The sequence below is a fragment of the Nonomuraea sp. NPDC049607 genome (genome assembly GCF_040675375.1).
GTDB lineage: Bacteria > Actinomycetota > Actinomycetes > Streptosporangiales > Streptosporangiaceae > Nonomuraea.
The window spans coordinates 1-21819 of sequence record NZ_JBFAOV010000072.1 but is presented as its reverse complement, the minus strand read 5'-3'; the positions used below and the strand labels follow the sequence as shown (position 1 = coordinate 21819).

The 21819-nt window shown below is 70.9% G+C and carries 22 protein-coding genes and 2 pseudogenes; 17 read left to right on the top strand and 7 right to left on the bottom strand.

Going from position 1 to position 21819, the window contains the following annotated elements; all coding sequences use genetic code 11:
* The 3 genes from AB0J97_RS50465 to AB0J97_RS50455 form a co-directional block, all read left to right on the top strand.
* Positions 1–287 (top strand): response regulator transcription factor (locus AB0J97_RS50465; RefSeq protein ID WP_364104277.1); only part of this gene is annotated, 287 nt, incomplete at its 5' end.
* A gap of 153 nt (positions 288–440) precedes the next feature.
* The gene (locus AB0J97_RS50460) at positions 441–1058 is read left to right on the top strand and encodes a hypothetical protein (protein ID WP_364104274.1); all 618 of its coding nucleotides are present in this window, start codon (positions 441–443) and stop codon (positions 1056–1058) included.
* A gap of 39 nt (positions 1059–1097) precedes the next feature.
* The gene (locus AB0J97_RS50455; protein WP_364104271.1) at positions 1098–2696 is read left to right on the top strand and encodes a hypothetical protein; all 1599 of its coding nucleotides are present in this window, start codon (positions 1098–1100) and stop codon (positions 2694–2696) included.
* Between the two features lie 25 nt (positions 2697–2721).
* Here the strand turns inward: AB0J97_RS50455 and AB0J97_RS50450 are convergent.
* Positions 2722–2850, bottom strand: a pseudogene (locus AB0J97_RS50450) (IS5/IS1182 family transposase); the annotation flags it as partial.
* On the opposite strand from AB0J97_RS50450, the gene AB0J97_RS50445 reads away from it, so the two are divergent.
* Positions 2845–2967, top strand: coding sequence for a hypothetical protein (locus AB0J97_RS50445; protein ID WP_364104286.1), 123 nt, complete (start codon positions 2845–2847; stop codon positions 2965–2967). The pseudogene AB0J97_RS50450 and the gene AB0J97_RS50445 sit on opposite strands and share 6 nt — an antisense overlap.
* Before the next feature lie 164 nt (positions 2968–3131).
* On the opposite strand, the gene AB0J97_RS50440 is transcribed toward AB0J97_RS50445, so the two are convergent.
* The gene (locus AB0J97_RS50440; protein ID WP_364104268.1) at positions 3132–3629 is read right to left on the bottom strand and encodes a TetR family transcriptional regulator C-terminal domain-containing protein; all 498 of its coding nucleotides are present in this window, start codon (positions 3627–3629) and stop codon (positions 3132–3134) included.
* Between the two features lie 157 nt (positions 3630–3786).
* Complete coding sequence (locus AB0J97_RS50435) at positions 3787–4164, bottom strand: crosslink repair DNA glycosylase YcaQ family protein (protein ID WP_364104280.1); 378 nt, start codon at positions 4162–4164, stop codon at positions 3787–3789.
* Between the two features lie 225 nt (positions 4165–4389).
* Between AB0J97_RS50435 and AB0J97_RS50430 the strand changes: the two genes are divergently transcribed.
* The 5 genes from AB0J97_RS50430 (at position 4390) to AB0J97_RS50410 (ending at position 10725) form a co-directional block, all read left to right on the top strand.
* Entirely contained in the window at positions 4390–4554 is a 165-nt protein-coding gene (locus AB0J97_RS50430) for a hypothetical protein (RefSeq protein WP_364104265.1), read from the top strand.
* A gap of 244 nt (positions 4555–4798) precedes the next feature.
* Positions 4799–5383, top strand: a complete 585-nt coding sequence (locus AB0J97_RS50425; RefSeq protein WP_364104262.1) for an RNA polymerase sigma factor — start codon at positions 4799–4801, stop codon at positions 5381–5383.
* Positions 5383–6423 (top strand): CU044_5270 family protein, encoded by a 1041-nt coding sequence (locus tag AB0J97_RS50420; RefSeq protein WP_364104259.1) that lies wholly within the window; start codon positions 5383–5385, stop codon positions 6421–6423. The genes AB0J97_RS50425 and AB0J97_RS50420 overlap by 1 nt, the downstream gene beginning before the upstream one ends.
* A gap of 95 nt (positions 6424–6518) precedes the next feature.
* Positions 6519–7391, top strand: a complete 873-nt coding sequence (locus tag AB0J97_RS50415) for a hypothetical protein (RefSeq protein WP_364104256.1) — start codon at positions 6519–6521, stop codon at positions 7389–7391.
* A gap of 160 nt (positions 7392–7551) precedes the next feature.
* Positions 7552–10725 carry a S8 family serine peptidase gene (locus AB0J97_RS50410; RefSeq protein ID WP_364104253.1) on the top strand — a complete coding sequence of 1058 codons (3174 nt, stop codon included), beginning with the start codon at positions 7552–7554 and terminating at the stop codon, positions 10723–10725.
* A 167-nt stretch (positions 10726–10892) separates the two neighbouring features.
* Here AB0J97_RS50410 and AB0J97_RS50405 read toward each other — a convergent pair whose 3' ends face one another.
* Complete coding sequence (locus AB0J97_RS50405; RefSeq protein WP_364104250.1) at positions 10893–11246, bottom strand: hypothetical protein; 354 nt, start codon at positions 11244–11246, stop codon at positions 10893–10895.
* A gap of 88 nt (positions 11247–11334) precedes the next feature.
* Between AB0J97_RS50405 and AB0J97_RS50400 the strand changes: the two genes are divergently transcribed.
* From AB0J97_RS50400 to AB0J97_RS50365, 8 genes are all read left to right on the top strand, one after another.
* Positions 11335–11508, top strand: coding sequence for a hypothetical protein (locus AB0J97_RS50400; protein ID WP_364104247.1), 174 nt, complete (start codon positions 11335–11337; stop codon positions 11506–11508).
* 106 nt (positions 11509–11614) lie between these two features.
* Complete coding sequence (locus tag AB0J97_RS50395) at positions 11615–13297, top strand: histidine kinase (protein WP_364104244.1); 1683 nt, start codon at positions 11615–11617, stop codon at positions 13295–13297.
* Positions 13294–13995 (top strand): response regulator transcription factor, encoded by a 702-nt coding sequence (locus tag AB0J97_RS50390; protein ID WP_364104241.1) that lies wholly within the window; start codon positions 13294–13296, stop codon positions 13993–13995. The genes AB0J97_RS50395 and AB0J97_RS50390 overlap by 4 nt, the downstream gene beginning before the upstream one ends.
* A 168-nt stretch (positions 13996–14163) precedes the next feature.
* Positions 14164–14940 carry an ABC transporter ATP-binding protein gene (locus AB0J97_RS50385; protein WP_364104238.1) on the top strand — a complete coding sequence of 259 codons (777 nt, stop codon included), beginning with the start codon at positions 14164–14166 and terminating at the stop codon, positions 14938–14940.
* 33 nt (positions 14941–14973) lie between these two features.
* Positions 14974–17526, top strand: coding sequence for an FtsX-like permease family protein (locus tag AB0J97_RS50380; protein ID WP_364104235.1), 2553 nt, complete (start codon positions 14974–14976; stop codon positions 17524–17526).
* Positions 17527–17689: 163 nt separating this feature from the next.
* Positions 17690–18742, top strand: coding sequence for a hypothetical protein (locus tag AB0J97_RS50375; RefSeq protein ID WP_364104232.1), 1053 nt, complete (start codon positions 17690–17692; stop codon positions 18740–18742).
* Positions 18743–19050: 308 nt separating this feature from the next.
* Positions 19051–19302, top strand: a complete 252-nt coding sequence (locus AB0J97_RS50370) for a GNAT family N-acetyltransferase (protein WP_364104229.1) — start codon at positions 19051–19053, stop codon at positions 19300–19302.
* A 127-nt stretch (positions 19303–19429) separates the two neighbouring features.
* A complete protein-coding gene (locus AB0J97_RS50365; RefSeq protein WP_364104227.1) occupies positions 19430–19924 on the top strand; it encodes a hypothetical protein in 495 nt (164 codons plus the stop codon).
* Positions 19925–20076: 152 nt separating this feature from the next.
* Here AB0J97_RS50365 and AB0J97_RS50360 read toward each other — a convergent pair whose 3' ends face one another.
* The 3 genes and pseudogenes from AB0J97_RS50360 to AB0J97_RS50350 form a co-directional block, all read right to left on the bottom strand.
* Positions 20077–20766 (bottom strand): cytochrome P450, encoded by a 690-nt coding sequence (locus AB0J97_RS50360; RefSeq protein ID WP_364104224.1) that lies wholly within the window; start codon positions 20764–20766, stop codon positions 20077–20079.
* 76 nt (positions 20767–20842) lie between these two features.
* Positions 20843–21283 (bottom strand): hypothetical protein, encoded by a 441-nt coding sequence (locus AB0J97_RS50355; protein ID WP_364104283.1) that lies wholly within the window; start codon positions 21281–21283, stop codon positions 20843–20845.
* A 77-nt stretch (positions 21284–21360) separates the two neighbouring features.
* Positions 21361–21546 (bottom strand): annotated as a pseudogene (locus AB0J97_RS50350) (nitronate monooxygenase); the annotation flags it as partial.
* Positions 21547–21819 lie beyond the last annotated feature (273 nt).

The following is a 21819-nucleotide window of genomic DNA, read 5'->3' as shown; positions in this document are numbered from 1 at the left end:
GGGAGGTCATCTTCGGCCCCGCGCTGGCCGAACGCGTGACCCGCTACTTCGCCCGGCTCGCCACCGTCCGGCCGCCCCGCGAGGAGCCCTTCCAGCAGCTCACCGCCCGCGAACGGGAGACCCTTGACCTCATTGCGGCCGGCCTGACCAACCGGCAGATCGCCGAGCGGCTGTCGCTGTCCCCCAAGACCGTGCGCAACAACGTCTCCAACGTCTTCGCCAAGCTCCAGGTCGCCGACCGCGCCCAGGCGATCATCCAGGCCCGGGAGGCCGGCCTCGGGCAGTGACCCCGATCCGAGGGATGTCCCCGTCTGACCGGGACAGCGGTCCCTGATCGGGCCGGGCCGATCCAGGACCGCAGGCATGGCCGTGCTCCCTGGGCGCCCGGGGCACTGCGGCGGGAAAGTGCTGCCACCGACCCGCGCACCCCGAGGAGCATCATGTCCAGCCGCATCGTGCCCAGCAACGTCGACCCGCACGAGCCCGTCGTGGCCCGGCCCAGCTCGAACCCGGCCCAGGTCAGGATCTCCGGTCTCCTGCTGGCCGCGGGAGCGGTCGCCTGGAGCGCCGGTACCGTGATCGTCGGCGACAGGGTCCAGGACGGCGTCCAGACGCTCGACACCGTCACCGGCATGATGTTCGTCGCGGGCCTGTTCGCGTTCGTGTGGACCGTGCACGTCACGCGCTCCGCCGGCGACGGGTGGACCCGCGTGATCCCGATGGGCCTGATGGCGCTGCTGCCCGGCGCGTTCGTGACCAACGTGCTGTCCTTCGGCTACGCCACCTACGACGAGTTCCCGCTGCCGTTGCTGATCCTGGATGCCTGCTGGCCGCTCAGCCAGCTCGGCATGCTGGCCCTCGGGCTCGCCGTCGCGATCCGGGGCCGCCTGCGGGGGGCGGTCCGCTGGCTGCCCCTGCTCGCCGGCCTGTGGTTCCCGGTGACCGTCCTGGCGCAGACCCTCGGCGGCTCCACCGTCTCGGTGTACGCCAGCACCGCGCTGCTGCTCGGCGCGCACGCCCACCTGGGCCTGCGCCTCGCCGTCCGCCCCACGCTCTGAGCCGACCTGATCGTCTGGAATCAGAGGAGACGGAGAGTCATGTTCTACCCTGGTGCCCGCCGGCTGGCAGTGACACTGCTGGCCGCCCTGACCACCGCCGTGCTGGTGCCGTCCGCGCCGGCCCCGGCCACGCCGGTGCAGGCCAAGTGGCCGATCGCGGTTCTGCTGTGCAAGTTCCTCGACCGGCCTGAGGAGCCCGAACCCCCGCAGTTCTTCAAGGAGTTGCTCACCGCCGAAGGTCTCGGCAAGGGCGGCCTGGCCGACTTCGTCGCCGAGCAGTCGCGCGGCCGGGTCGCCCTGGAGGGCGGCGACGTCCACGGCTGGTACACCATCCCCAAGACCTACTCGCAGTGGAGCGACGAGGGCTGGTACTCCTTGAACAAGCCGAAGGACTGCGTTCGGAGCGCACAGAGCCAAGGGTGGACGCGGCCGCCCGGCAGCGCGCTGTTCGTCATCATCAACACCGCCGAAGGCGGAATCGGGCGCGCCTCGTACAACGCACGGGGGGACAGAACCATCGTCCTGGACTCCACAGCCTGGACGCTGAACCGCGCCGCCTACGAGTTCGGGCGGCTCAACGGGCTGAACCACAGGCTGTCGCAGTTCCTGAACCAGCACCCCACGGATGTGGGCAACCCGTACGACACGATGTCGGCGTCCACCACCCACTTCCCGCCTTCCGAGCGGTTCGGCGAGGGCGCGATCGCGCCGGCCGCGCCGAGCCTCGACGAGCTCGGCTGGCTGCCCGGGTGGCGGGTGACGACGCTCGGCAAGGACGGAGCCGGCACCCGGACCGTACGGCTGGCACCCATCGAGCAGCCGGAACGGCCCGGCGCGCTGATGGTCCGCGTGCCGTACGACCCGAAGAGACCCGACAGGTACCTCACCGTCGAGTTCCGTAAGAAGACCGGCCGCAGCAGCGCGATCCCCAAGGACAGCATCCTCATCCACCAGTACCAAGAACGAAGCTGGGCCACCCTCCTGATGGAGAACGAGACGAACCCCACGCCGATCCAGAGCTACCGCGGCGACGGCGTCGAGATCAAGCTCGACTCGATGACCGCCGACTCGGCGACCGTCACCGTCTCGACCGACGTGACCGGCAAGTGCGGCTTCGACTACGTCCCGCGGGCCGCCGTGGCCGGGGACAACGCCTGCGTGACGCCTGCCGTACGCGACAGCACCGCCGCCGACAACGCCGACCAGCCGAACCGTCTGGACGCCAACGGCGCCTGTCGGTGGGGCTACGTCCACCGGGAGATCACGCTGGCCGACGTGGCCTGCGTCTCCCCCACCGTGAAGAACCAGGCGGAGCAGGACACGGCCGCCACGCCCGCCCGGATCAACGTCGCCCAGCATGTGTGGGGGCCGAACGCCTGCCAGGACGGCTACGTGTGGCGGATGGCCGACGACTCCGACTACGTCTGCGTGTCCCTGGAGACCCGCTACCAGACCTTGGACGACAACGCGGCCGCCGCCGGCCGCTGGACCGACGGGCCGGCCGGACCCAAGAGCTGCGTCCAGGGGTATGTCTGGCGGGAGGCCTACGTCGGTGACCAGGCTTGCGTCACACCCGCGCGCCGCGACCAGGCTCGTGCCGACAACGCCGCCGCGTGGGAGAGGGTCAAGGAGAACTGATTCTCCCGCCATCGAGCTCGACCACCTCCGGGATGCGCGGCCTGCGCCTGCCCGTACCGGGATGCGCGGCCGCGTGCTGGTGGGCGCGGCAGACGGTGGAGTCGACCCCGACCTGCCAGCCGATCAAGCCTGCGGCATCGGCCAGGGTTTGCAGGCCAAATCCTGCCACCAGCACCTGGCCAGCCTCGGCCGCTACGTCCGCCTGGGGGAGGAGACCTCCGCCCACATCACCGCCGAGCACGACCCCGCAGCCCGGCGGCGCAGACGCTGAGAGCTGATTCTGCGCCGCTTGGCGCGTTCCTGCCCGCACCGATGCACTTGCCGCGTAGCGCCCAAATCCGGTCCGATCCTGCCCGGAGGTCGATAGGGCAGGCACGGCGAGGTCGATCCAGTGTGCCGTAGTGGGCGAGACGATTCTGGAGGGTGGACGGCTGCTCAGGGGTTGAGGGCCGTGATGGCCTCCAGCACCTGTTCGCGGGCGTGGATGGCGGGGATGACGCCGGTGAGCACGTAGGCGGCCAGTCCTTCGGCCAGCGCCACCAGAGCCAGCGCCGTTCCCTCGGGGTCGGCATCGCTGGGGATGCGGCCGACCTGCTGGTCCTTGCGGATCAGGTCGGCCATGTGCCGGTGAAAGCCGGCGTACAGGACGCGCAGCCGGACGGCCTTGTCGTAAGGGAGGAGCCGAATGGGCACGGTGAGCTCTCGATGCGGGCCGAGGGCATGGTCAAGCTGCGTCAGTCCTCTCACACTGGCGGTAATCCTGCAGATGGCGGGAGTGCTCCGGAAGTTGCCGTCGAGTCGCTCACCTTGGGGGAGCGTCGCGGCGAAGCTCAGTACCTTCTTGGGTACGGCCTGGCGGAATGCGTAGATCGACTGGTTCAGGTCAGCGACCATGACGAGATCTACGCCGTATTCCCGTAGCAGGCCGAGCACTGCGATCTTCTGGTGTGGCAAGCCACCGATCGGCGAGACTCCGAGAAGCCGAACTGCTGAGCACACCTGCCTCGATCAGCCTCGTCCGCTTCTGGCGAGGCCTAGTAGTGCTGTTAGGTCGGCGTGTCGTGGAGACGCTGTGCCGGTGTGGGTGGTTTCATGCCTGTTCCGGCCGGCAAACGGGGTGACGTAGTGGCCGTACCGGCGGTTTGTATGCCTCGAAGGTGTAGTCGAAGCCGAACAGCCGCCGGGTGCGGTCGCGGTCCCGGATGAGGTTGTCGAACGGGGTGAGAAAGACCCGGTTCGGCGGGCAGGAACGCGCGCTCCAGAGCCGTTGGGCGAACCCGGGCAGGCTCGCGGGAGGTCGGCGGGGACGCGGCGCTCGGCCAGGTCGTACACGCGTTCGGCGCCGCGGCGCGCGGCAGTGATCAGACGCCGGTCCACACCAGGTACTCGGCCGCTCGTTTGGCGTCCGACCAGCCACACCCCGTCTCCCTGGAGGGCGGCACGCGGACACCTGCGAAATCCGCGTCATCGGGCAGGGCATCAGCGTCAATGGGCATGGCAGGGTCCGTCGGCTGTCCACTCCTGGGATGAGCGCAGCGCGGGCACACCCCGGGCTCGGCAGCAGCTCCCAGGAGGGAAGGGTGTCACGGTCAGGGTCCTCGACGCTGGCTACGATCCCGACCGCCCCGGCGGTCCCGACGTGGGTCGTGACGTCGGATGCCAATCTGGCCATCGGCAAGGCGAACCAGCCCGGATGATCATTGAATCCGCGGCCCCCACCGGCATGGCGTGGGCGGCCACCGAGGTCAAGGCCAAGATCGTCAATATGAGCTTCGGCGGCCCCGAGCTGGATCCGGTGGAGCACGCGATCAATACGCTGTCACAGCGGTACGACATCCTTCTCGTGGCCGGCGGTTGACCGACCTCATGCGGGTGCTGTGGCAGCGGGCGGCCCGGAACTCGCGCCGGGGGTGAGGGCGTGAACTTTGATCCGTATCCGTTGGCGGATCGCCGACATGCTCCCGGTCCCTGAAACCGAGAGACCGCGTCTGAGCCCGCCGCGCCCACCGGACGGCAGGCCGGCCCTGCCTGGACGGAAATTGCCGTGAAGAAAACCTGCCGAGCGGCGAACACTGGATGACAGTTGCCTTCGGAAGGACACCATGACTGCACCACCTGACGCCAACGACGTGATGGAAGACGTCACGGTGGTCGAGCGGTCGCTGCACAGTCCCGAGCTCTTCGCCCTGCTGTACGACCGGTACTTCCAGGAGGTTCACCGTTATCTGGCTGCCCGGCTCGGCAGTGAGCAGGCCGAGGATCTGGTCGCGGATGCCTTTCTGCTCGCGTTCAACGGCAGGCACGGCTTCGACCCGCAGCGAGGGACCGTGCGGTCGTGGTTGTTCGGCATCGCCACGAACGTGGTGGCCCGTCACCGCCGCAGGGAGGGCCGCCGCCTGAACGCGCTCAGCAAGGTGGCGGCCGAGGAATCCATCGACGGGCACGAGGACCGGGTGACCGCGCAGCTCGCGGCGCGGGCCAGCCGGCCGGAGCTGGTACGGGGGCTGAAGGGGTTGGCGAAGGGCGATCGCGACGTGGTGTTCCTGCTCGTGTTCGGCGGGCTCGGCTACGAGGAGATCGCCACGGCCCTGGACATCCCGGTGGGGACCGTCGGGTCCCGGATCAACAGGGCGCGCAGGAAGCTGCGCAAGGCCCTGGGCGACGTCAACCCGATCGGGGAGTGGTGATGGACGAGTTGAAGCTGGTCGAGGCCGTGTTCGCGGAGCCCGAGCCCACGCCGGAGGCGGCGGCGAAGGGACGTGACCGCCTCCTCCGTGAGGCACGGGCGCCACGGTCGGACCGTCGGTGGCGCACCGCGCTGCCGATCCGGCGCGTCGCCCTGGTCGGCGCCATGGCGGTGCTGCTCACCGGTGGCATCGTCGTCAGCCAGGTGGGGCTGGGCGGCTCCGACCCGGGCACCCCTGGGTACCTGCTCGCTGCCCCTCCGGCCGACGCCAAGGCGCTGCTCACCCTGGCCGCGCGGGCCGCCGCCGGTCAACGTGACACGGTGCCCTCCCAGGGTGAGTACGTCCACACCAGGACGCTGGCCCAGCGCAGCCTGCACACCAAGGACAAGTCGGGCACGACGCAGTACACCAAGGTGATGGTCAACGAAGAGCGGTGGGAGGCCGCCGACGTGGGCAAGCCCTGGCTGAGCCGCAGCCAGAGCCTGTCGGGCACGGGACCGGCGCCCCGGAGGTACTGGGACCACGGCGTCGAGGACATCGTGCACGAGCCGGGAACCTGTCCCGGCCGGCCGGCCTACGCGCGGCTGGGCGCCTGGCCGACGGACCCCGCCCAGGTGCGCGCGAAGATCGTGGCCGACACGGGTGAGGAGCCGTTGCGCATCTGGCGCTCCCTCCAGGGCCTGGTCCGCGAGTCCGTGGTACGGCCGAGCCTCGGCGCGGCGCTGTACCAGGTCGCCGCCGGGCTGGACGGCATCGTGCTCGTCGGCGACGCCATGGACGCCGTCGGCCGCCCCGGCCTGGCCGTCGCCATGGACGGGGGCGACGGCACCCGGTCCGAGTTGATCTTCGACCGGCAGACCTACCACTACCTGGGCGAGCGCACGGTGAGCACCAGGGACCGCAAGGTGAAGGTGTCCTCCGGCGTCGAGTACACCGAGAAGAAGGGCACCGTGACCGGCACCGCCGTGCTCGCCGTCGATCTCGCCCGCGGTTTGCCCGAGGTGTCGCCGAAGGCGTCCCGCATGAAGATCCCCTGCTGAGACTTTCCCCCTGATCCGGCCGTTCCGGCCGTGAGTTCTGTTTCGCATGCCCTCAGATCGAACCGGCATGCCCTCAAGGAAGAAGGAGAACATCCATGCTCATCGCCAAGGCCGTCGCGGTCACCCTGCTCGCCGGCACGTTCGGCGGCCTCACCGCGTCGCCGTCGGGGGACGCCGCCGCGTACGAGAAGCAGACGCAACTGGAGGCCGAGCGCGTCGCCTGCATGACCGAGCGGGGCCTGGACTACGCGGCCTCCCCGGAGGCCCGCTACAAGTGGCAGCCCGGGGAGCAGGAGCGGCTCGCGGGTGACCTGAAGGCGCTGCGGGCCTACCGGGCCAAGTACGGCTTCGGCGTCTGGTCGCCGAATGTCTATCCCAAGGACGAGGTCGTCAACCCCGTCCGGCAGGAGAACCCGAACGACAAGACGCTGATGTCGCTGCCGGCCGATGAGCTGAAGGAGTGGCGCGCCGCCGACGAGTCCTGCTTCTCCCAAGCGGTGAAGGAGGTGCTGGGCAAGACCGTCACCTCCCAGGACGACTACCACGACCAGCTCGACGCGGCGGTACGGAAGTCGTTGAGCGTCCTCGACCAGGACGAGCGGCTCGTCCAGCTGGGCAAGCGGTTCGCCGCGTGCCTGGGCGTCAACCGGACCGCGCCGACCGCGCTGGACGGTCTGAGCCACACGAAGATCGCGCGGCAGGCTTCGGACGTCGCCAAGAAGGCATGGAAGGGCGAACTGCCCAAGGGCAAGACCGCCATCTTCCGTCCGAACCTGAAGCCCGCACAGGCCAGGCCGTACCTGGACAAGGAGATCAAGGCGGCGCTGAAGGACCTGGACTGCGGCAAGGACTTCTACCCCGCCTACTCGCCCAAGGCTGTGGAGATCACGTCGCGGGTCTACCAGGAGTTCGGCCGGGAGGGCGCGGCTCAGGCTGTTTCGTCCCGGATCTACCGCAAGCTCGTCTGACCCAGCACGCCAGGGGTGCCGCTCGTGGCGCGCGGGCGGCACCCCGATTCGTCCGCCTCCAAGGTTCCTGCCGGTGGCACGGCAGAGTCGCTTCCCAGGCCATCAGCGTCTCTGCCCCACCGGACGATCAACTCTCCGCACATCGACCACGAGAGAGCAGATGAAATCAACACACGGAACCCTCGCCACGCTCGTGGCGGGATGTCTCATCGCCGGCGGCACCACGCACACCGCGCAGGCGGCAGAGCCGGCATCTTCGGTGACCGAGGTGTCGGGCTCGGTGACGCTGCTGACCGGTGACCGGGTGACCGTCACCGCGAACGGTCACCGGATCGAGCCGGGACCAGGCAGAAAGGAGCGCTTCGACGTTCAGCGTCGTCAGGGCCACCTCCACGTCATTCCAGAGGACGCGAAGCGGCTGCTGGCCCAGGGGGTGCTGGATGAGCGTCTGTTCGACGTCACGCAGTTGCTCACCTGGCGATACGGCGATGCCCACAAATCGGAAATACCACTGATCGTGCAGTCACCCCAGGGGGAACCGGCACAGACGCTCAGCGGAACGCGGAAGGCCAAGGACTTCGCCGGGCTGGGACTGGCCGCCACGAGCGTCCCCAAGGTGACAGCCGGCCAGACCTGGCAGAGCCTGGTCGGTGGCGCCCGATCACTGGCCGCGGGCAAGTCGAAGATCTGGCTGGACGGGAAGCGGCACATCACCCTTGACCAGAGCGTCAAGCAGATCGGGGCCCCGCAGGCGTGGCAACAGGGGCTGACCGGAGCCGGTGTCACGGTCGCCGTGCTCGACTCCGGTTACGACGCCACTCACCCCGATCTCAAGGACGTCGTCACGCAGTCGCGAAACTTCTCCGACGAACCCGACATCAGCGACAACGTTGGACATGGCACCCATGTTTCCTCCATCGTGGCAGGAGCCGGAGCCAAGTACCGGGGCGTCGCGCCGGGAGCGAAGATCGCGCTCGGCAAGGTCGGCGGCGAGTACGTCAGCGAAGCGGCACTGTTGGCAGGCATGGAATGGGCCGCCGCCGAGGTCAAAGCGAAGATCATCAACATGAGCGTCGGCAGCCCGGACACGCCCGGCGTCGATCCGGTGGAGCACGCCGTCAACGCCCTGTCGGCGCGTACGGGAGCGCTGTTCGTCATCGCGGCGGGCAACGACGGAACACCCGGCTCGGTCAGCAGCCCGGGCAGCGCCGACGCGGCACTGACGGTCGGCGCGGTCGACAAGTCCGACCAGATGGCCGAATTCTCCAGCCGCGGCCCAATACTGGGCGATCATGCGATCAAGCCGGACGTGACCGCCCCCGGCGTCGACATCACGGCGGCGGCCGCGCAGGGCACGGCAGGAGGCCCGTACGTCGCCCACAGCGGCACCTCCATGGCGGCGCCGCACGTCGCGGGCGCGGCGGCGATCCTCGCCCAGCGGCACCCGGACTGGAACGGAGAGCAGCTCAAGGCCGCGCTCATCGGCAGCGCCGCGCCGCAGGCCGGTGCCACACCCTTCGACCAGGGGGCCGGGCGCGTCGACGTGGTCCGCGCGATCGGCCAGGAGGTGTACGCCAGTCCCGCGAACATCGGCACGGTCTTCCGCTGGGGCGAATCCGGCGTGCGGCAGGCGGCCAAAGAGATCACCTACACCAACGCCGGTGACTCCCCGGTCATCCTCGACCTCACCGTGGACGGCGACGTGCTGCGCACCTCGGCACAGCGGGTCGAGGTGCCCGCCAAAGGCACGGCGTCCGTCACCGTGACGATCGACGGGACCGGCAAACAGCCCGGTGATCACCCGGGCACCATCATCGCCCGATCGGGTGACCTTCTCATCCGAACCGTCGCCACCGCGTACGTGGAGCCGGAAGCCTACGACGTGAAGATCAGCGCACTCGGCACCGACGGCCGGCCCGTCGACGCGGTCGGGGAGTTCTACAACGGCAAGGGCGAGAGTGTTCGGATGCTCCTCATCGGCGCGCCGGACACCTACCGGCTCCCCGCCGGCGAGTGGAGCCTGTACGCCGACATCTACGAAGGATCGCGCATCACGACCACGCACCTGCCGGTGAAGGTCGGCGAACAGGGCACGGAGGTGATCCTGGACACGCGCAAGGCCAAACCGATCAGGTTCGCCCTGGACGAGCCCACGGCTGTCACCAGTGGATGGGTCGAGATGTGGGTGATCAACGGTTCATGGTGGCTCGGCTGGGCCGGAGGCAGGCCCGACCCCAGCTCCGTGTACTTCGTGCTCGGCTCCAAGCAGCCCGGACTGAAGTACATCAGCAGGATGCATTTCCACAAGAAGGACGCCTCTCCCACTCCCGTCCGCTACGACCTGGTGGACGAACGCCAGGACGGCATGCCCGAGGACCCCACCTACACGGCCAGGGTGAAGGACCTCGACCAGGTGACCACGACCTTTCGCGGCGCCGGAACGGCCGCGAAGGGCACCTACTTCGTGGCGAACGCCGTCGAAGGCGTTTCTGCCGGATTCCTGACCCCCACGAACGAGGTGCCGCTCCCGGGCAAGCTGACGGAATACCGGACGCGAGGGCACAAGTGGTCCAGCGCGCTGCGCGTCGGCGAATCCGCGGTCACGGGGGCCACGGAACCCACCGGCCACGGCCGCGATCGTCAGAGGTGGGGCGCCGCGGTGAGCGGTCCGTCCTTCGCCACCTTGGGCGGCTGGCGAGAGGGTGACACCGTGGTGTTCGACGGCGCCCGGCTGTTCTCCGAGGGCGTGCCCGGCCGGGTCGGCATGGATGGCGCGGCCACCGGCACCGTCAGCCTCGTCCAGGATGGTCAGGTCATCTCCACGACCGACTACACCAGGTGCGGCCCGTGGGAGCTCGATTCCTGCCGGTTGACCGCCGGCCTCCCGGCGAAGCCCGCGACGTATACGCTCAGTGCGACGGCCGACCGGCAGGTGCCGTACTCCACGCTGTCCACGAAGGTGGCATCGACGTGGACGTTCCGTTCGGCGCACACCACCGAGCGGGAAGCACTCCCTCTGTCGGCGGTCCGCTACGCCCCCAAGGGGCTGGACGAGTACAACCGGGCCAAGCCCGGATCGTCCACCCGGCTGCCCGTCTGGATCGAACGCAATCCCGGTGCGCCCGCGGCGGCCGTGACGTCCATCCACCTGCAGATGTCCGTCGATGACGGGGTGACCTGGCGCGACATCCGGGTCAGGGCCGCGGGTTCGGCCTGGACGGCGCAGATCGACAATCCGCGCGCAGCGGGCTTCGTGTCCCTGCGCGCCATGGTGACCGACAGCGCGGACAACAGCGTCAGCCAGACCATCCACCGCGCCTACGCGGTCGGATGACCTCCCCGGCCGTGGAGCCGGAGACGACCACCGTCGCCTCCGGCTCCGCGCATGTGCGCCTGCGATCAGAACACCCGCACCGGGTGGCGCCGCCGGTACGCAGGCATGAACGGTTCTACGAGCGGCGCCGCGCGCGGCGAGCCCTGGACCAAGCAGCCCCGCCACGCCTACGGCCGGCAGAAGATCCTGGTGGACGGGATCACGGTGAACGGCATCCCGTACGTGGCGCCACCTTTGGAGCGGACAGGCGCCCGCCGATGCTCCAGGTCCAAGACCTCGACGTTGAGCGCCAGGATCTCCGCGGCCCGGGCCGCGGTCCCGTAGAGCATCCGCCACAGGGTCTTCTCCCGCAGGGGGATGTCGCGGCGGGACAACGGGCCGCCGCCGCCGCAACGCGACGGGAAGCTTGGACCTTCCTCTTCGTGGCCTGCGCAACGGCGCCGGCGGTGACGGTGCCAGGTGACCTGTTCGATGCCGCCGGCGTTGACGCCGGCCACCTGGGCGACTCGGTCATCAGGCATAGCCCCGGTCTGCCTTCGGACCGATGTCAGCGCAGGTGGGAGCCGGCGAGGATGGAACATGTCAGCCGCTCACACCAAGGAGACCATCGTGAACGCCTCTGACGACACCTTGCCCGCCCAGCCCGGCGAACGCCTCGCCTCCCGTATGCCCCTGGGGCTGGCCAACGCGCTTGTGGGCGTCGGCGTCCTGCTGGGCTTCGGGGCGGTCACCGCCGGCGTCGGGGCGCCGGCGCGTTTCGTGGTCAGGTCCGTGCGCCGCTGAACGGCCTTTCCCCCACGGCTGGTGAAGGTCTGACTTCCGGCACAGGCGCCGACCGGCCGTGGGGTCCGTGCTCGGGCAGCCTGTGGCTGCCTCGATACTGGCAAGCGTGCCTGTGACCAGCTATTTCCGCCGACTCGCCGGCAGCCGCCCGTTCGCCGGGGCGAGCCGCTACGGCGTCGTGCGCGCGATGGTCGAGACCGGTGGCGTGACCGTGGCGGCGCTGGGCATGGTCGTCATCCTGGCCGGTGAGGACGCACCGATCCGGAGCCTGGTGGCGGTGGCCGCCGGTGCGGGACTCTTCCTGCTGCGCCACCGGTTCCCCACGGCGGTGCTGCTGGCGCTGGCGGCGCTGTGCGGCCCGGTCGCGGCGGTCGGGCCGTTCACCGCCGCGACCGCCTACACCGCCGCGCGCCGCACGACGCGAGCGCGGCGACGGGCCTGGGTCCTGGCGGCGGCGAGCGTGCTGGCCGTGGCATCGGCGACGGCGGGCATGCCCTGGTCGGGAGCCGGACCGGCACCGTACGGGCTGCTGCTCGGCCTGCTCATGGCGCCGCTGGCGGTGGTGCTGCCGGGCCTGGTGGGGACGGTACGCGGCCAGCAGGAGCGCCTGCTGGTCGCCTCGCGGGAGCGCGGCGACGCCGCCGAGCGGGCCCGCCGGCTGGCCGACAGCGAGGCCCGGATGCACGAACGCTCCCGGATCGCCGCCGAGATGCACGACCTGGTGGGGCACCGGCTCAGCCTGATCTCGCTGCACGTCGGCGGGCTGGAGATGGCCCTGGCCGGGACCGCCCCCGAGCTGAGCCGGGAAGTGGTCCTGGTCCGCCAGACCACCCGTGACGCCATGCGCGAGCTGCGGCAGTCGCTGGGGGTGCTGGGGCCGCCGGGCCGCGACACCGGGCCGGACGCGCTCACCGACGCGACCGGCACCCGCGCCGACATCGAGGGGCTGGTGGCCCAGTCCCGCGCCGGCGGGATCGCGGTGCGGCTGGAGTGGACCGGACCCGATCTGGACTCCCGTCCGGCGCCGGTGCGGCGCGCGGTCCACCGGGTCGTCCGTGAGGCCCTGACCAATGTGCACCGCTACGCCGGCGCCGCCCACACCACCGTCACGATCGTCCATGACCGGGACGTGGTGCGCGTCACCGTCCGCAACGGGGCTCCGCCGCGCACGCCGCCCGCCGAGAGCCCGGGGAGCGGCCGTGGCCTGCCCGGTCTGCGGGAACGGGTGGAGCTGCTCGGCGGGACGCTGGAGGCCGGGGCACTGGCGTCCGGCGGGTTCCAGGTGGCCGCGGTCGTGCCGGCCGATCCCGGCGACCTCGTCAACCGGACCGATGCGCCGGACGCCTCCGGCTCGGCGGCCCCGGACGCGCCCCCCGCCGTACCCGCCCCGGCCGACTCCGGACGCCGCTGGGTCGAGTCGCTGACGCTCGCCTTCGGGCTGGTGGCGCTGTGCGCGTTGATGGCCCTGGCCGCGACCTTCGTGCACGCCATCCTGCCGAACCCCCATCCCGGGCCGCTCCCGCTGCCCCGCCTGGGCATGACCTACCAGCAGGTCGCGGAGCTCAGCGTGCTGGACAACGGGGCGGTCCGGGCGGCGGCGACCGGGCGCGAGCCGCCGCGCCCCGCCACGGCGGCCGGCTGCATCTACCCGTTCAACGGGGCCACCGAACGCCGCCCCGACCGCCTGATCGTCGCCCGCTACTGCTTCGACGCCTCGCAGCATCTGATCGCCATCGACCGCTTCGCCGTACCGTCGGTTCGCGACGGCGCACCCTGGGAGACCCCGTGACCGAGCCCGTGACCAGCCCTGCGACTCAGGCAGCCCGGCCGATCCGCGTCCTGCTGGCCGACGACGAGACGATGATCCGGCACGGCGTGCGGCTGATCCTGCGGCACGCCGAGGGCGTCGAGGTGGTCGCCGAGGCCACCGACGGACGCCAGGCTGTGGAACTGGCCACCGCCCACCGCCCGGACGTGGCGCTGGTGGACATCCGGATGCCGGTGTACGACGGCCTGGCCGCCATCGCGCCGCTGCTGGCGCTGGACCCGGCGCCGCGCGTGGTGATGCTGACGACCTTCGGCGAGGAGGCGAACGTGCTGCGGGCGCTGCGCGAAGGCGCGGCGGGCTTCCTGCTGAAGGACGACGGCCCGCAGGAACTGATCAACGCGGTCCGAGCGGCCGCCGCCGGTGACGCGGTGCTGTCGCCCGGCGTCACCGCCGCCGTCATCAGCCGGATGCTGAACGGCACCGGCCCCCAGGACGCCGACCCCGCCCACGCCGACGAGCGGATCGCGCGCCTGACCGAACGGGAACGGGAGGTCCTGGCGATGCTGGGGGAGGGGCTGTCCAACCAGGAGATCGCCGAACGGCTGTACATCGGGATCGGAACGGTGAAGACGCACGTGAGCGCGATCCTGGACAAGACCGGCTCGGCCAGCCGGGTGCAGGCCGCGATCCTGGCCCACCGGACCGGCCTGTCCGCCTGAGACGCCTCTGCCGGAAGACAGAGCATCCGCACCACTTCCCTCACTTCCGGCAGAGCCGAACTCCTCCCCAAGGACCGATGTTCTCGCAGGTCAACGTCGTGAGGATGGAAGCGTTCCCGGCTCGCGGTCTCATCCCGCGGGCCGACGCTTCCTAGGCGGGGTCCTCACATGTCACACGATTTTCCCTCCCCTGACGTCCACGTCGCCGGCCCGGCCGCCAGCGCCGTCGGCCTGACCAAGGCGTACGGTTCCGGGGAGACGCGCGTCACCGCGTTGGACGCGGTCTCGGTCGAGTTCGCGCGAGGCCGGTTCACCGCCGTGATGGGCCCGTCGGGATCCGGCAAATCGACGCTGATGCACTGCATGGCCGGGCTGGACCGGGTGACGTCGGGTTCGGCCCGCATCGGCGGGACCGAGCTGTCGTCGCTGAACGACCGGCAGCTCACCGCCCTGCGCCGCGACAAGGTCGGGTTCGTCTTCCAGGGCTTCAACCTGCTGCCCACCCTGACCGCGGCGGAGAACATCACGCTGCCGCTGCGGATCGCCGGACGCAAACCCGACCCCGCCTGGCTGGAGGCCGTCATCGCCACCGTCGGCCTGGGCGAACGACTCGCCCACCGGCCCGCCGAGCTGTCGGGCGGCCAGCAGCAGCGCGTCGCCGTCGCCCGCGCCCTGGTCTCCCGGCCCGACATCGTCTTCGCCGACGAGCCCACCGGCAACCTCGACTCCCGCTCCGGGGCCGAGATCCTCGGCTTCCTGGGCGAGTCGGTGCGCGAGCTGGGCCAGTCGGTGGTGATGGTCACCCACGACCCGGTGGCCGCCGCGCACGCCGACCGGGTGGTGTTCCTGGCCGACGGCCGCGTCGTCGACGAGCTGCACCGGCCGACCTCCGGCACGGTGCTCGACCGGATGCTCCGGTTCCAGGCCCAAGGCACGACGCGCTGACCCGCCCCCCCTTCTGCACCGAAAGCTCCCATCATGCTGCGCACAGCCCTGCACAACCTCCTGGCCCACAAGGGCCGCCTGGCGATGACCTTCATCGCGGTCTGCCTCGGCGTCGCGTTCGTCTCCGGCACTCTCGTCTTCGCCGACTCCTCCGCGGCCGCCTACCGCGCGGCCGCCGCCAAGAGCTTCGACGGCGTCGCGGTCACCGTGACCCCCAAGGACCCGCCGCCCGGAACCCCCGAGAACCAGCACGCGGACGGCCTCGACGACGCCCTCGCGCGGAAGCTGGCCGCCGTGCCCGGAGTCGCGGCCGTGCGCCCGTCGGCCGACGGCATGGCCGTGCTGTCCGCCTCGGACGGCACCCCGCTGCGAGCGGGCAGCGCCTGGGCGAACCTGGCCGCCTCCTACTCGCCCGGCCCCGACGGCAAGGACGGCCGGTATCCGCTGGCCGAGGGCCGTGCGCCCCGCGACAGCGGGGAGATCGCGGTGGACATCGGGACCGCCGACGCGGGCCGCTTCCACCTCGGTGACATGATCACGCTGGCCACCGACGGCCCCGTCATGACCAAGCGGCTGGTGGGCCTCGTCCGCACCACCGACAGCCGGGTGACCGCCGGCGGCACCCTGGCGCTGTTCGACCTGGCCACCGCGCAGAAGCTGTTCGCCGCTCCGGGCCGCTACACCAGGATCGACCTGACCGCCGCGCCCGGCACCGCCGAGGCCGTCCTGGCCGACCGGGTCACCGAGATGCTCCCGGCTGAGCGCGCCGAGGCGGTCAGCGCCACCGCCCAGGCCCTCCAGCAGTCGATCCTGCTGGACACCCTGACCCGCGGCTACACCAAGATCCCGATGATCTTCGCGGCGGTCGCGCTGTTCATCGGCTCGTTCCTGATCATCAACACCTTCACGATGCTCGTCTCCCGGCGCGTCCGCGACATCGCGCTGCTGCGCGCCATCGGGGCCTCCCGCCGCCAGGTCGTCGGCTCCGTGCTGGCCGAGGCGGCCCTGCTCGGCCTCGCCGCCTCCGTGACCGGTTTCCTGCTGGGCCTGGGGATCGCCGCCGCGCTGCCCGCGCTCCTGAGCACCGACGAGCACCCGCTGCCGCGCGGCTCGTTGGCGATCGGCCCCATCCCCCTGATCGCGGCCCTGTTCGTCGGCGTGGGCGTCACCATGGCCGCCGCGCTCGTCCCGTCGCTGCGCGCCGCCCGGGTCGCCCCGCTGGAGGCCATGCGCTCGGCCCAGCAGCCGCCCTCCGCCTCGCGGTCCTGGATCCGCGGCGCGGCCGGGACGGCCCTGCTCCTGCTCGGCGCCGGGATGCTGGTGTCGCTCAGCGGAGCCGAGGACGCCTCCGTCGACAACCTCCAGAGCGCCATGTTCGGCTGCGCCCTCCTCGGCGCCGCCCTGATCGTGCTGGCGCCGCTGCTGGCCGGTCCGGTGATCCGGCTGTTCGGCACGCTCACCGGCCGGTTCGGCGTGGTCGGCCACCTCGCCCGTCAGAACGCGCTGCGCGACCCGCGCCGCACCGCCGCCACCGCCGCCGCGTTGATGATCAGCACGGCGCTGGTCGGCGGGCTCGCCGTCCTCGGCGAGTCCACCAGCCGGGCCCTGGACCGCCAGGCCGCCGCCGGTCTCGCCGCCGACTACACGATCGGCACCCGCGACTCCATGAACAGCATCGACCCCGCCGCCGTCCAGCGGGTCGCCGCCGTACCCGGCGTGCGGACCTCCTCCGCCGTCGCCGACTCCACCCTGTTCGTCGGCGGCCACGTCCGGCAGATCTCCGGCGTCGACCCCGCGACCGTGGGCGCCGTCATGAAGCTCGACTTCGTCAACGGCTCCCTGGACGACCTCGGTCCAGGCCGGATCGCCCTGTCCAAGACCATCGCCGACGCCCAGGGCGTGCGCACCGGCGGGCAGGTGAACGCGCGCATCGGCCGCGACCAGGCGTTCCACAAGTACACCGTCGTCGGCGTCTACCAGGACAACCCGGTCGCAGGGGACGCCCTGGGGGCCCGCACCGAGGTCCAGAAGCACGCCTTCGTGCCCGGCGCCATCCAGCGGATCCTCCTGCGCGCCGACGCGACGGCCACCGAGCAGGCCCTGCGCGCCGCCGTGGGCAACAGCCCCCTGCTGAGGGTGCAGGACCGCGCCGCGTTCGTCGCCGAGGCCGCCGGGACCGTGGGGAACCTGCTGACCCTGATGTACGGCCTGCTCGTGATCGGCGTGGTGATCGCCGCCCTCGGCGTCGTCAACACCCTGGCCATGTCGGTGTCGGAACGGACGCGGGAGCTCGGCATGCTGCGCGCCCTGGGCCTGGACCGGTCCGGCGTCCGGCGGATGGTGGTCCTGGAGGCCCTCACGATCGCCGCGTTCGGCACCCTGCTGGGGCTGGTGAGCGCGCTGTTCGGGGCCTGGGCGGTCGGCGCCCTGGCCAACGGGGCGATCCCGCAGTACACGCTCACGATCCCCTGGGGAACGCTGCTGCTGGTGTGCCTGCTGTCCCTCGCGGCCGGCGCGCTCGCCGCGCTCGTCCCGGCCCAGCGGGCGGCCGCCATGCGCCCCCTGCAAGCCACCGCCCAAGCCTGACCGGCAACCGGACATGTGCTCCAGCGGCCCGAAGCCGGCGGGAGTGTTGGTCCGCCACAGCCGCCTGTCGGAGACCGTCCAGATGCCGCCGCGTCACCACGGACCCGAGCGGCCGTCTCGGCCCGAGAACCAAGCCACGAAAGGGCCCCTCTTTCCCATGCGTATGCTCCATCGCCCTCTGCGCCGCCTCCTCCTCGCGACGGCCGTCGCCGCGCTCACCTTGGAAGCCTGCGCCAGCCCTCAGCCTGAAGTCGCGGGTTCGGCGCAGGTCTCCACACAAGAGGGCACGGCCCGTTCGGGCCAGGTCACCTACGACTTCGGTGACACCGCCTACGCTCCGCCGGGCCTGGACGGCAAGCGCATGGAGCTGAAGGCCGCCGTCACCTACCCTCGCAAGCTGGACGGGGGCAAGCACCCTCTGGTGATGATGCTGCACGGCTGGGGCGACACCTGCGCCGCGGGGGACAAACCCGTCCGCGGCCAGGGCTGGCCGTGCGCCAAGGGCGCCAAGCCGGTCGACAACTACCTGGGATACGCCTACCTGGCCGAGGCCCTGGCCGACAAGGGCTACATCGTGGTGTCGGTGGCGGCCAACGGCATCCAGGCCCAGGAGAAGGACGAGGGGCACACCGCACGCGCGGCCCTGCTGGACAAGCACCTTCAGATGTGGACGCAGCTCTCCGCCGGGGAAGGCCCCCTGCGGGAACTCAAACAGTTCACCGGCCATGTGGATCTGGACCGGGTCGGCACGCTCGGGCACTCACGGGGCGGTGGCGGTGTCATCGCTCAGGCCCTGGACGGCCACACGCCCCCGGCCGGCGTGCACGTCCGGGCCGCCATGGCGCTCGCGCCCGCCATGAACGGCATCGACGCCGACAAGGAACACATCACCCGCATCCCCCTGGCCGTGGTCGCCGGAACCTGCGACGCCATGTGGGAGGACGGCAAGGTCGCCGCCACGATGGCCGCGGGCAACTCCAACGCCGAACACCACGACGTACCCGGAGGCAACCACAACTTCTTCAACACGATCTGGACACCCGGCACCGGGCCGGCCTTCGCGACGGACGATGTCGCCGTCGAGAAGCGCAACCGTCCCGGAGGCAGGTGTGAGAGCACCGACCAGACCGGCATTGTCCGTCAGCTCACGCCCGCCGAGCAACGCGAGACCGCGGTCCACTACGCGGTCGCGTTCTTCGACGAGCACCTGAAGTAGCCGGCTCCCCGGGTCCGCGTCCGCGGCGTGTGCCGTCGGGGAGCCCTTGTGCGCCCCGGCGGAACCTTCAGTCCGACCATCCCGCCAACGTGCTCCCTCAAAAGTGCGCAAACGATCTTCATAGGTGCGTTCGCGAGTGTCCCGTCCGTGTGAACCCTGCGACAGGAGGAAGATCGCCCCCCTGGACGCCGACGACTTCCGCCCACTGTCTGTTCGACTCGGCAGAGCGGCTGATGCAGATCCCTCGTGATCCTTGCCCCGGTCGCGAGATCCGATGGCGGCGAGCGGCGCGGCAGCATCGAACGTTGGTGTCGCGACAGGTCGGCTACTGCGTCGTCGAGTACACCTTCTTCGAGCAGGGCTTCGTGACGATGCTCATGGTGGCTGAGTCCGCCCGGGGGTACGGCATCGGCGCGAGCCTCCTGAAGGCTGCAGCAGTCTCATGCCGAACCGCGAAGCTGTTCACGTCGACGAACGTGTCCAACCATCCCGTGCAGCGGCTGCTCCGACGGGCTGGCTGGCGTGCGGTGAGGATGGTGCACGGCCTCGAAGCCACCTGACACCTTGCAGGAGGGCACCTGACCAGAGTCAGGCTCTCGCCTGGACGAGACAGTGAGGGGGCGCCCATGCGGGTCGTCCAACGGCGAACCCGGGGAGCGGAGCGGCGTGTCGTTGTACGGTGCGCGCATGTCCACCCGCTCCCAGCCCGCGGAGTCCATGGCCCGCGACGTGCGCCAGTTGTTCGCTCTGGTCGGCATCCCGAAGCGCCCCGAGCACGGGGGCATCGGCGGGACGTCGCGACGCGGGCAGCCGACCAGCGGGCGACCACCGGAGGGCGTTGTGACGGGCAGCACGGTCCTCGATCTCGCGGAGCCCGGGTGGCGTGCGATGGAGGTGCTGATCACCGAGCCGGGCAGCTCGGACGACGGCGACGTGGGTACGACGGCGACGGTGGTCGCGGCCTGCGGTGCGCTGTTGGCCGAGGTGTCGTGGCACTGGTCGATCGAGCAAGGCGCCAGGCTTGACCCGCACTGGGGGCCAGGGCAAGCAGGCGACGAGGTCCGTACTCGCCGCGACCCGCCCCTGATCCTTCGCCCTGGCCCCGCCCGGGTGCGGATGTTGTTCGCCGAGGGTTCGCCGCCCGAGGGCTTCTCTCTTCCGGGGCGTCCGTCGATGCGCTGACCCAGGAGGGCACGCCGGTGTCGTGATCTGGCTCTGTCGCCGTGCCGGAGCCGGGCGCTCCTGTCGGCCGGAACTACGTTGAGTGGTGAGACGGTCACCGGTGGTCGAGCCTCGGTGATGCCCGCGGAAACCTCATTCCCGCGTGAGAGGTGTCATCCATGAGGCGCGCCGTTCATGCGGTGGCGGGCAGCGCAGCAGTGGCCCTCGGCCCGTCCGGTGCGATCACCGCTCCGAGCGCCGCCCACGCCGCCGAACGTGACTGCATCCCGGGAAGTCCTCCCGTCAAACCGGGCCAGCCGCGCAAGTGCCTCCGGAAGGGCGGGCCCACCGGTGACGGGTGTCGGGAGGAGGACAACTGCTTCCGCGAGTTCGAGTGCGGGGAAGCGTCCCAGCAGTTGACGGAAGCGGTCGGCGTCGTCGTACTGCGCGGCGTCGCGGTTGGCCGACAGAAGCGAGACCACCACGAGCTGCCCCGCGGGGATGTCCACCCCGCCGATCGTCACGGGCTCGGTCGTGAAGCGGAAGGTGGAGGTGCTGATCGGGCCGTCGTACCGGAGGAACTCCTCGATGGCGTCGGGCAGCAGGCCGGGGTCGGAGCGGAGCCGGGCCGGCTGGCCGGGATGGGTGAGCAGCGCGCGCATCCCGTTGCCGATCAGGTGGACCGTCGTCTCGTGCCCGGCGACCAGGAGCAGCCAGGACGTGCTCACCAGCTCGGTGTCGCTCATCCGCCCGCCTTCGTCGTGCATCTGCACCATGGCGCTGATCAGGTCGTCGGCGGGGTCGGCTCGTTTGGCCGCGCACAGGTCCGTCAGGTACGCCAGCGTCTCCTCGGCCGCGGCCACCACCTCCTTGGGGCCCCGGGCCGAGCCTACGATCGTGGTGCTGGACAGGCGGAGTCCTGGCCGAAGACGCTGTCGATCACGGCTGGGCCTGCTCCGTGGTGGTGGGTCTGAAGCCGGTCAACACCTGTTCGGCCTGTTCCATCATGTCCCGGACGATGTCCGCGGCGGGCTTGACGTCGTGGAGGAGGCCCACGCCCTGCCCCATGAGCCAGGGCATCTCCTCCCAGTCGGCCCGCGTCCCCGCAACCGCCGGCAGGAGGCCGAACTTGCGGACCGCCGTCTCCTGCCCCTGGACGAAGGTGGTGCCGACCGGTTCGAGCGAGTCGAGGTCGGCGGGGATCTCCGCGAGCCGGTCGTTCCACTCGGCCACCACGCGGTTGCGCTGCAGGCGCATCGGGTTGAACCGGGGGAACTCGGGCCCGAAGATCGACGCGAGCACGGTGTCGTCCCCGGCGGCGGACCGGTCGGCGGGCGGATGGCCCCAATGGAAGGAGACGATCGGCACTCGCTCCTGCACACACACCTCGACCAGGTCGGCGGTGGGGAAGAAGGAGATGAGATTGATGTTGAACGGCGCGCCCCCGTCCGGTCCCTGACCTCGCGGATGGTCTCGCGCAGCCGGTCGGGAGGCAGCAGCGCGGCCCCGATCGCGCCGATGCCGCCCGCGTTGGTGACCGCCGCCGCCAGATCGGGCGTCTCGCCCGCGAAGGCCATCCCTGCGCAGGCGAACGGGTACGGGACGGCGTATCTCGCGGTGAGCCTGGTGGAGAGCACGGACATGACGGCGTCCTTCCTGAAGACTCTCAGTTCATCGTGATGGCTTCCGGACGGCTTGCCCATACACAGCGCCGGACTGTCCCGTACCGGCCGCGTCCTTGCCGGAACGGCAGAGGCGCACGACGAGCGCCGAGCATGCGCATGACGAAGCACGAGATCGTCGCACGGGCGCCTGCTCTTCTACGGGCAGTCGTCCCTCTCTCTCGTGGGTGGTTCATGGTTGCCGGAGAGATGCCGAACTCTTGATGCTGACGTGAGTGCTCTCATGTCTTCTGA

Bases quoted from the DNA above. Each gene is read 5' to 3' on its own strand.
- AB0J97_RS50430 (WP_364104265.1), top strand. From the start codon at position 4,390: ATGATCATTGAATCCGCGGCCCCCACCGGCATGGCGTGGGCGGCCACC.
- AB0J97_RS50365 (WP_364104227.1), top strand. From the start codon at position 19,430: ATGTCCACCCGCTCCCAGCCCGCGGAGTCCATGGCCCGCGACGTGCGC.
- AB0J97_RS50425 (WP_364104262.1), top strand. From the start codon at position 4,799: ATGACTGCACCACCTGACGCCAACGACGTGATGGAAGACGTCACGGTG.
- AB0J97_RS50455 (WP_364104271.1), top strand. From the start codon at position 1,098: ATGTTCTACCCTGGTGCCCGCCGGCTGGCAGTGACACTGCTGGCCGCC.
- AB0J97_RS50375 (WP_364104232.1), top strand. From the start codon at position 17,690: ATGCTCCATCGCCCTCTGCGCCGCCTCCTCCTCGCGACGGCCGTCGCC.
- AB0J97_RS50460 (WP_364104274.1), top strand. From the start codon at position 441: ATGTCCAGCCGCATCGTGCCCAGCAACGTCGACCCGCACGAGCCCGTC.
- AB0J97_RS50405 (WP_364104250.1), bottom strand. From the start codon at position 11,246: ATGCCTGATGACCGAGTCGCCCAGGTGGCCGGCGTCAACGCCGGCGGC.
- AB0J97_RS50385 (WP_364104238.1), top strand. From the start codon at position 14,164: ATGTCACACGATTTTCCCTCCCCTGACGTCCACGTCGCCGGCCCGGCC.
- AB0J97_RS50380 (WP_364104235.1), top strand. From the start codon at position 14,974: ATGCTGCGCACAGCCCTGCACAACCTCCTGGCCCACAAGGGCCGCCTG.
- AB0J97_RS50415 (WP_364104256.1), top strand. From the start codon at position 6,519: ATGCTCATCGCCAAGGCCGTCGCGGTCACCCTGCTCGCCGGCACGTTC.
- AB0J97_RS50410 (WP_364104253.1), top strand. From the start codon at position 7,552: ATGAAATCAACACACGGAACCCTCGCCACGCTCGTGGCGGGATGTCTC.
- AB0J97_RS50435 (WP_364104280.1), bottom strand. From the start codon at position 4,164: ATGACGCGGATTTCGCAGGTGTCCGCGTGCCGCCCTCCAGGGAGACGG.
- AB0J97_RS50420 (WP_364104259.1), top strand. From the start codon at position 5,383: ATGGACGAGTTGAAGCTGGTCGAGGCCGTGTTCGCGGAGCCCGAGCCC.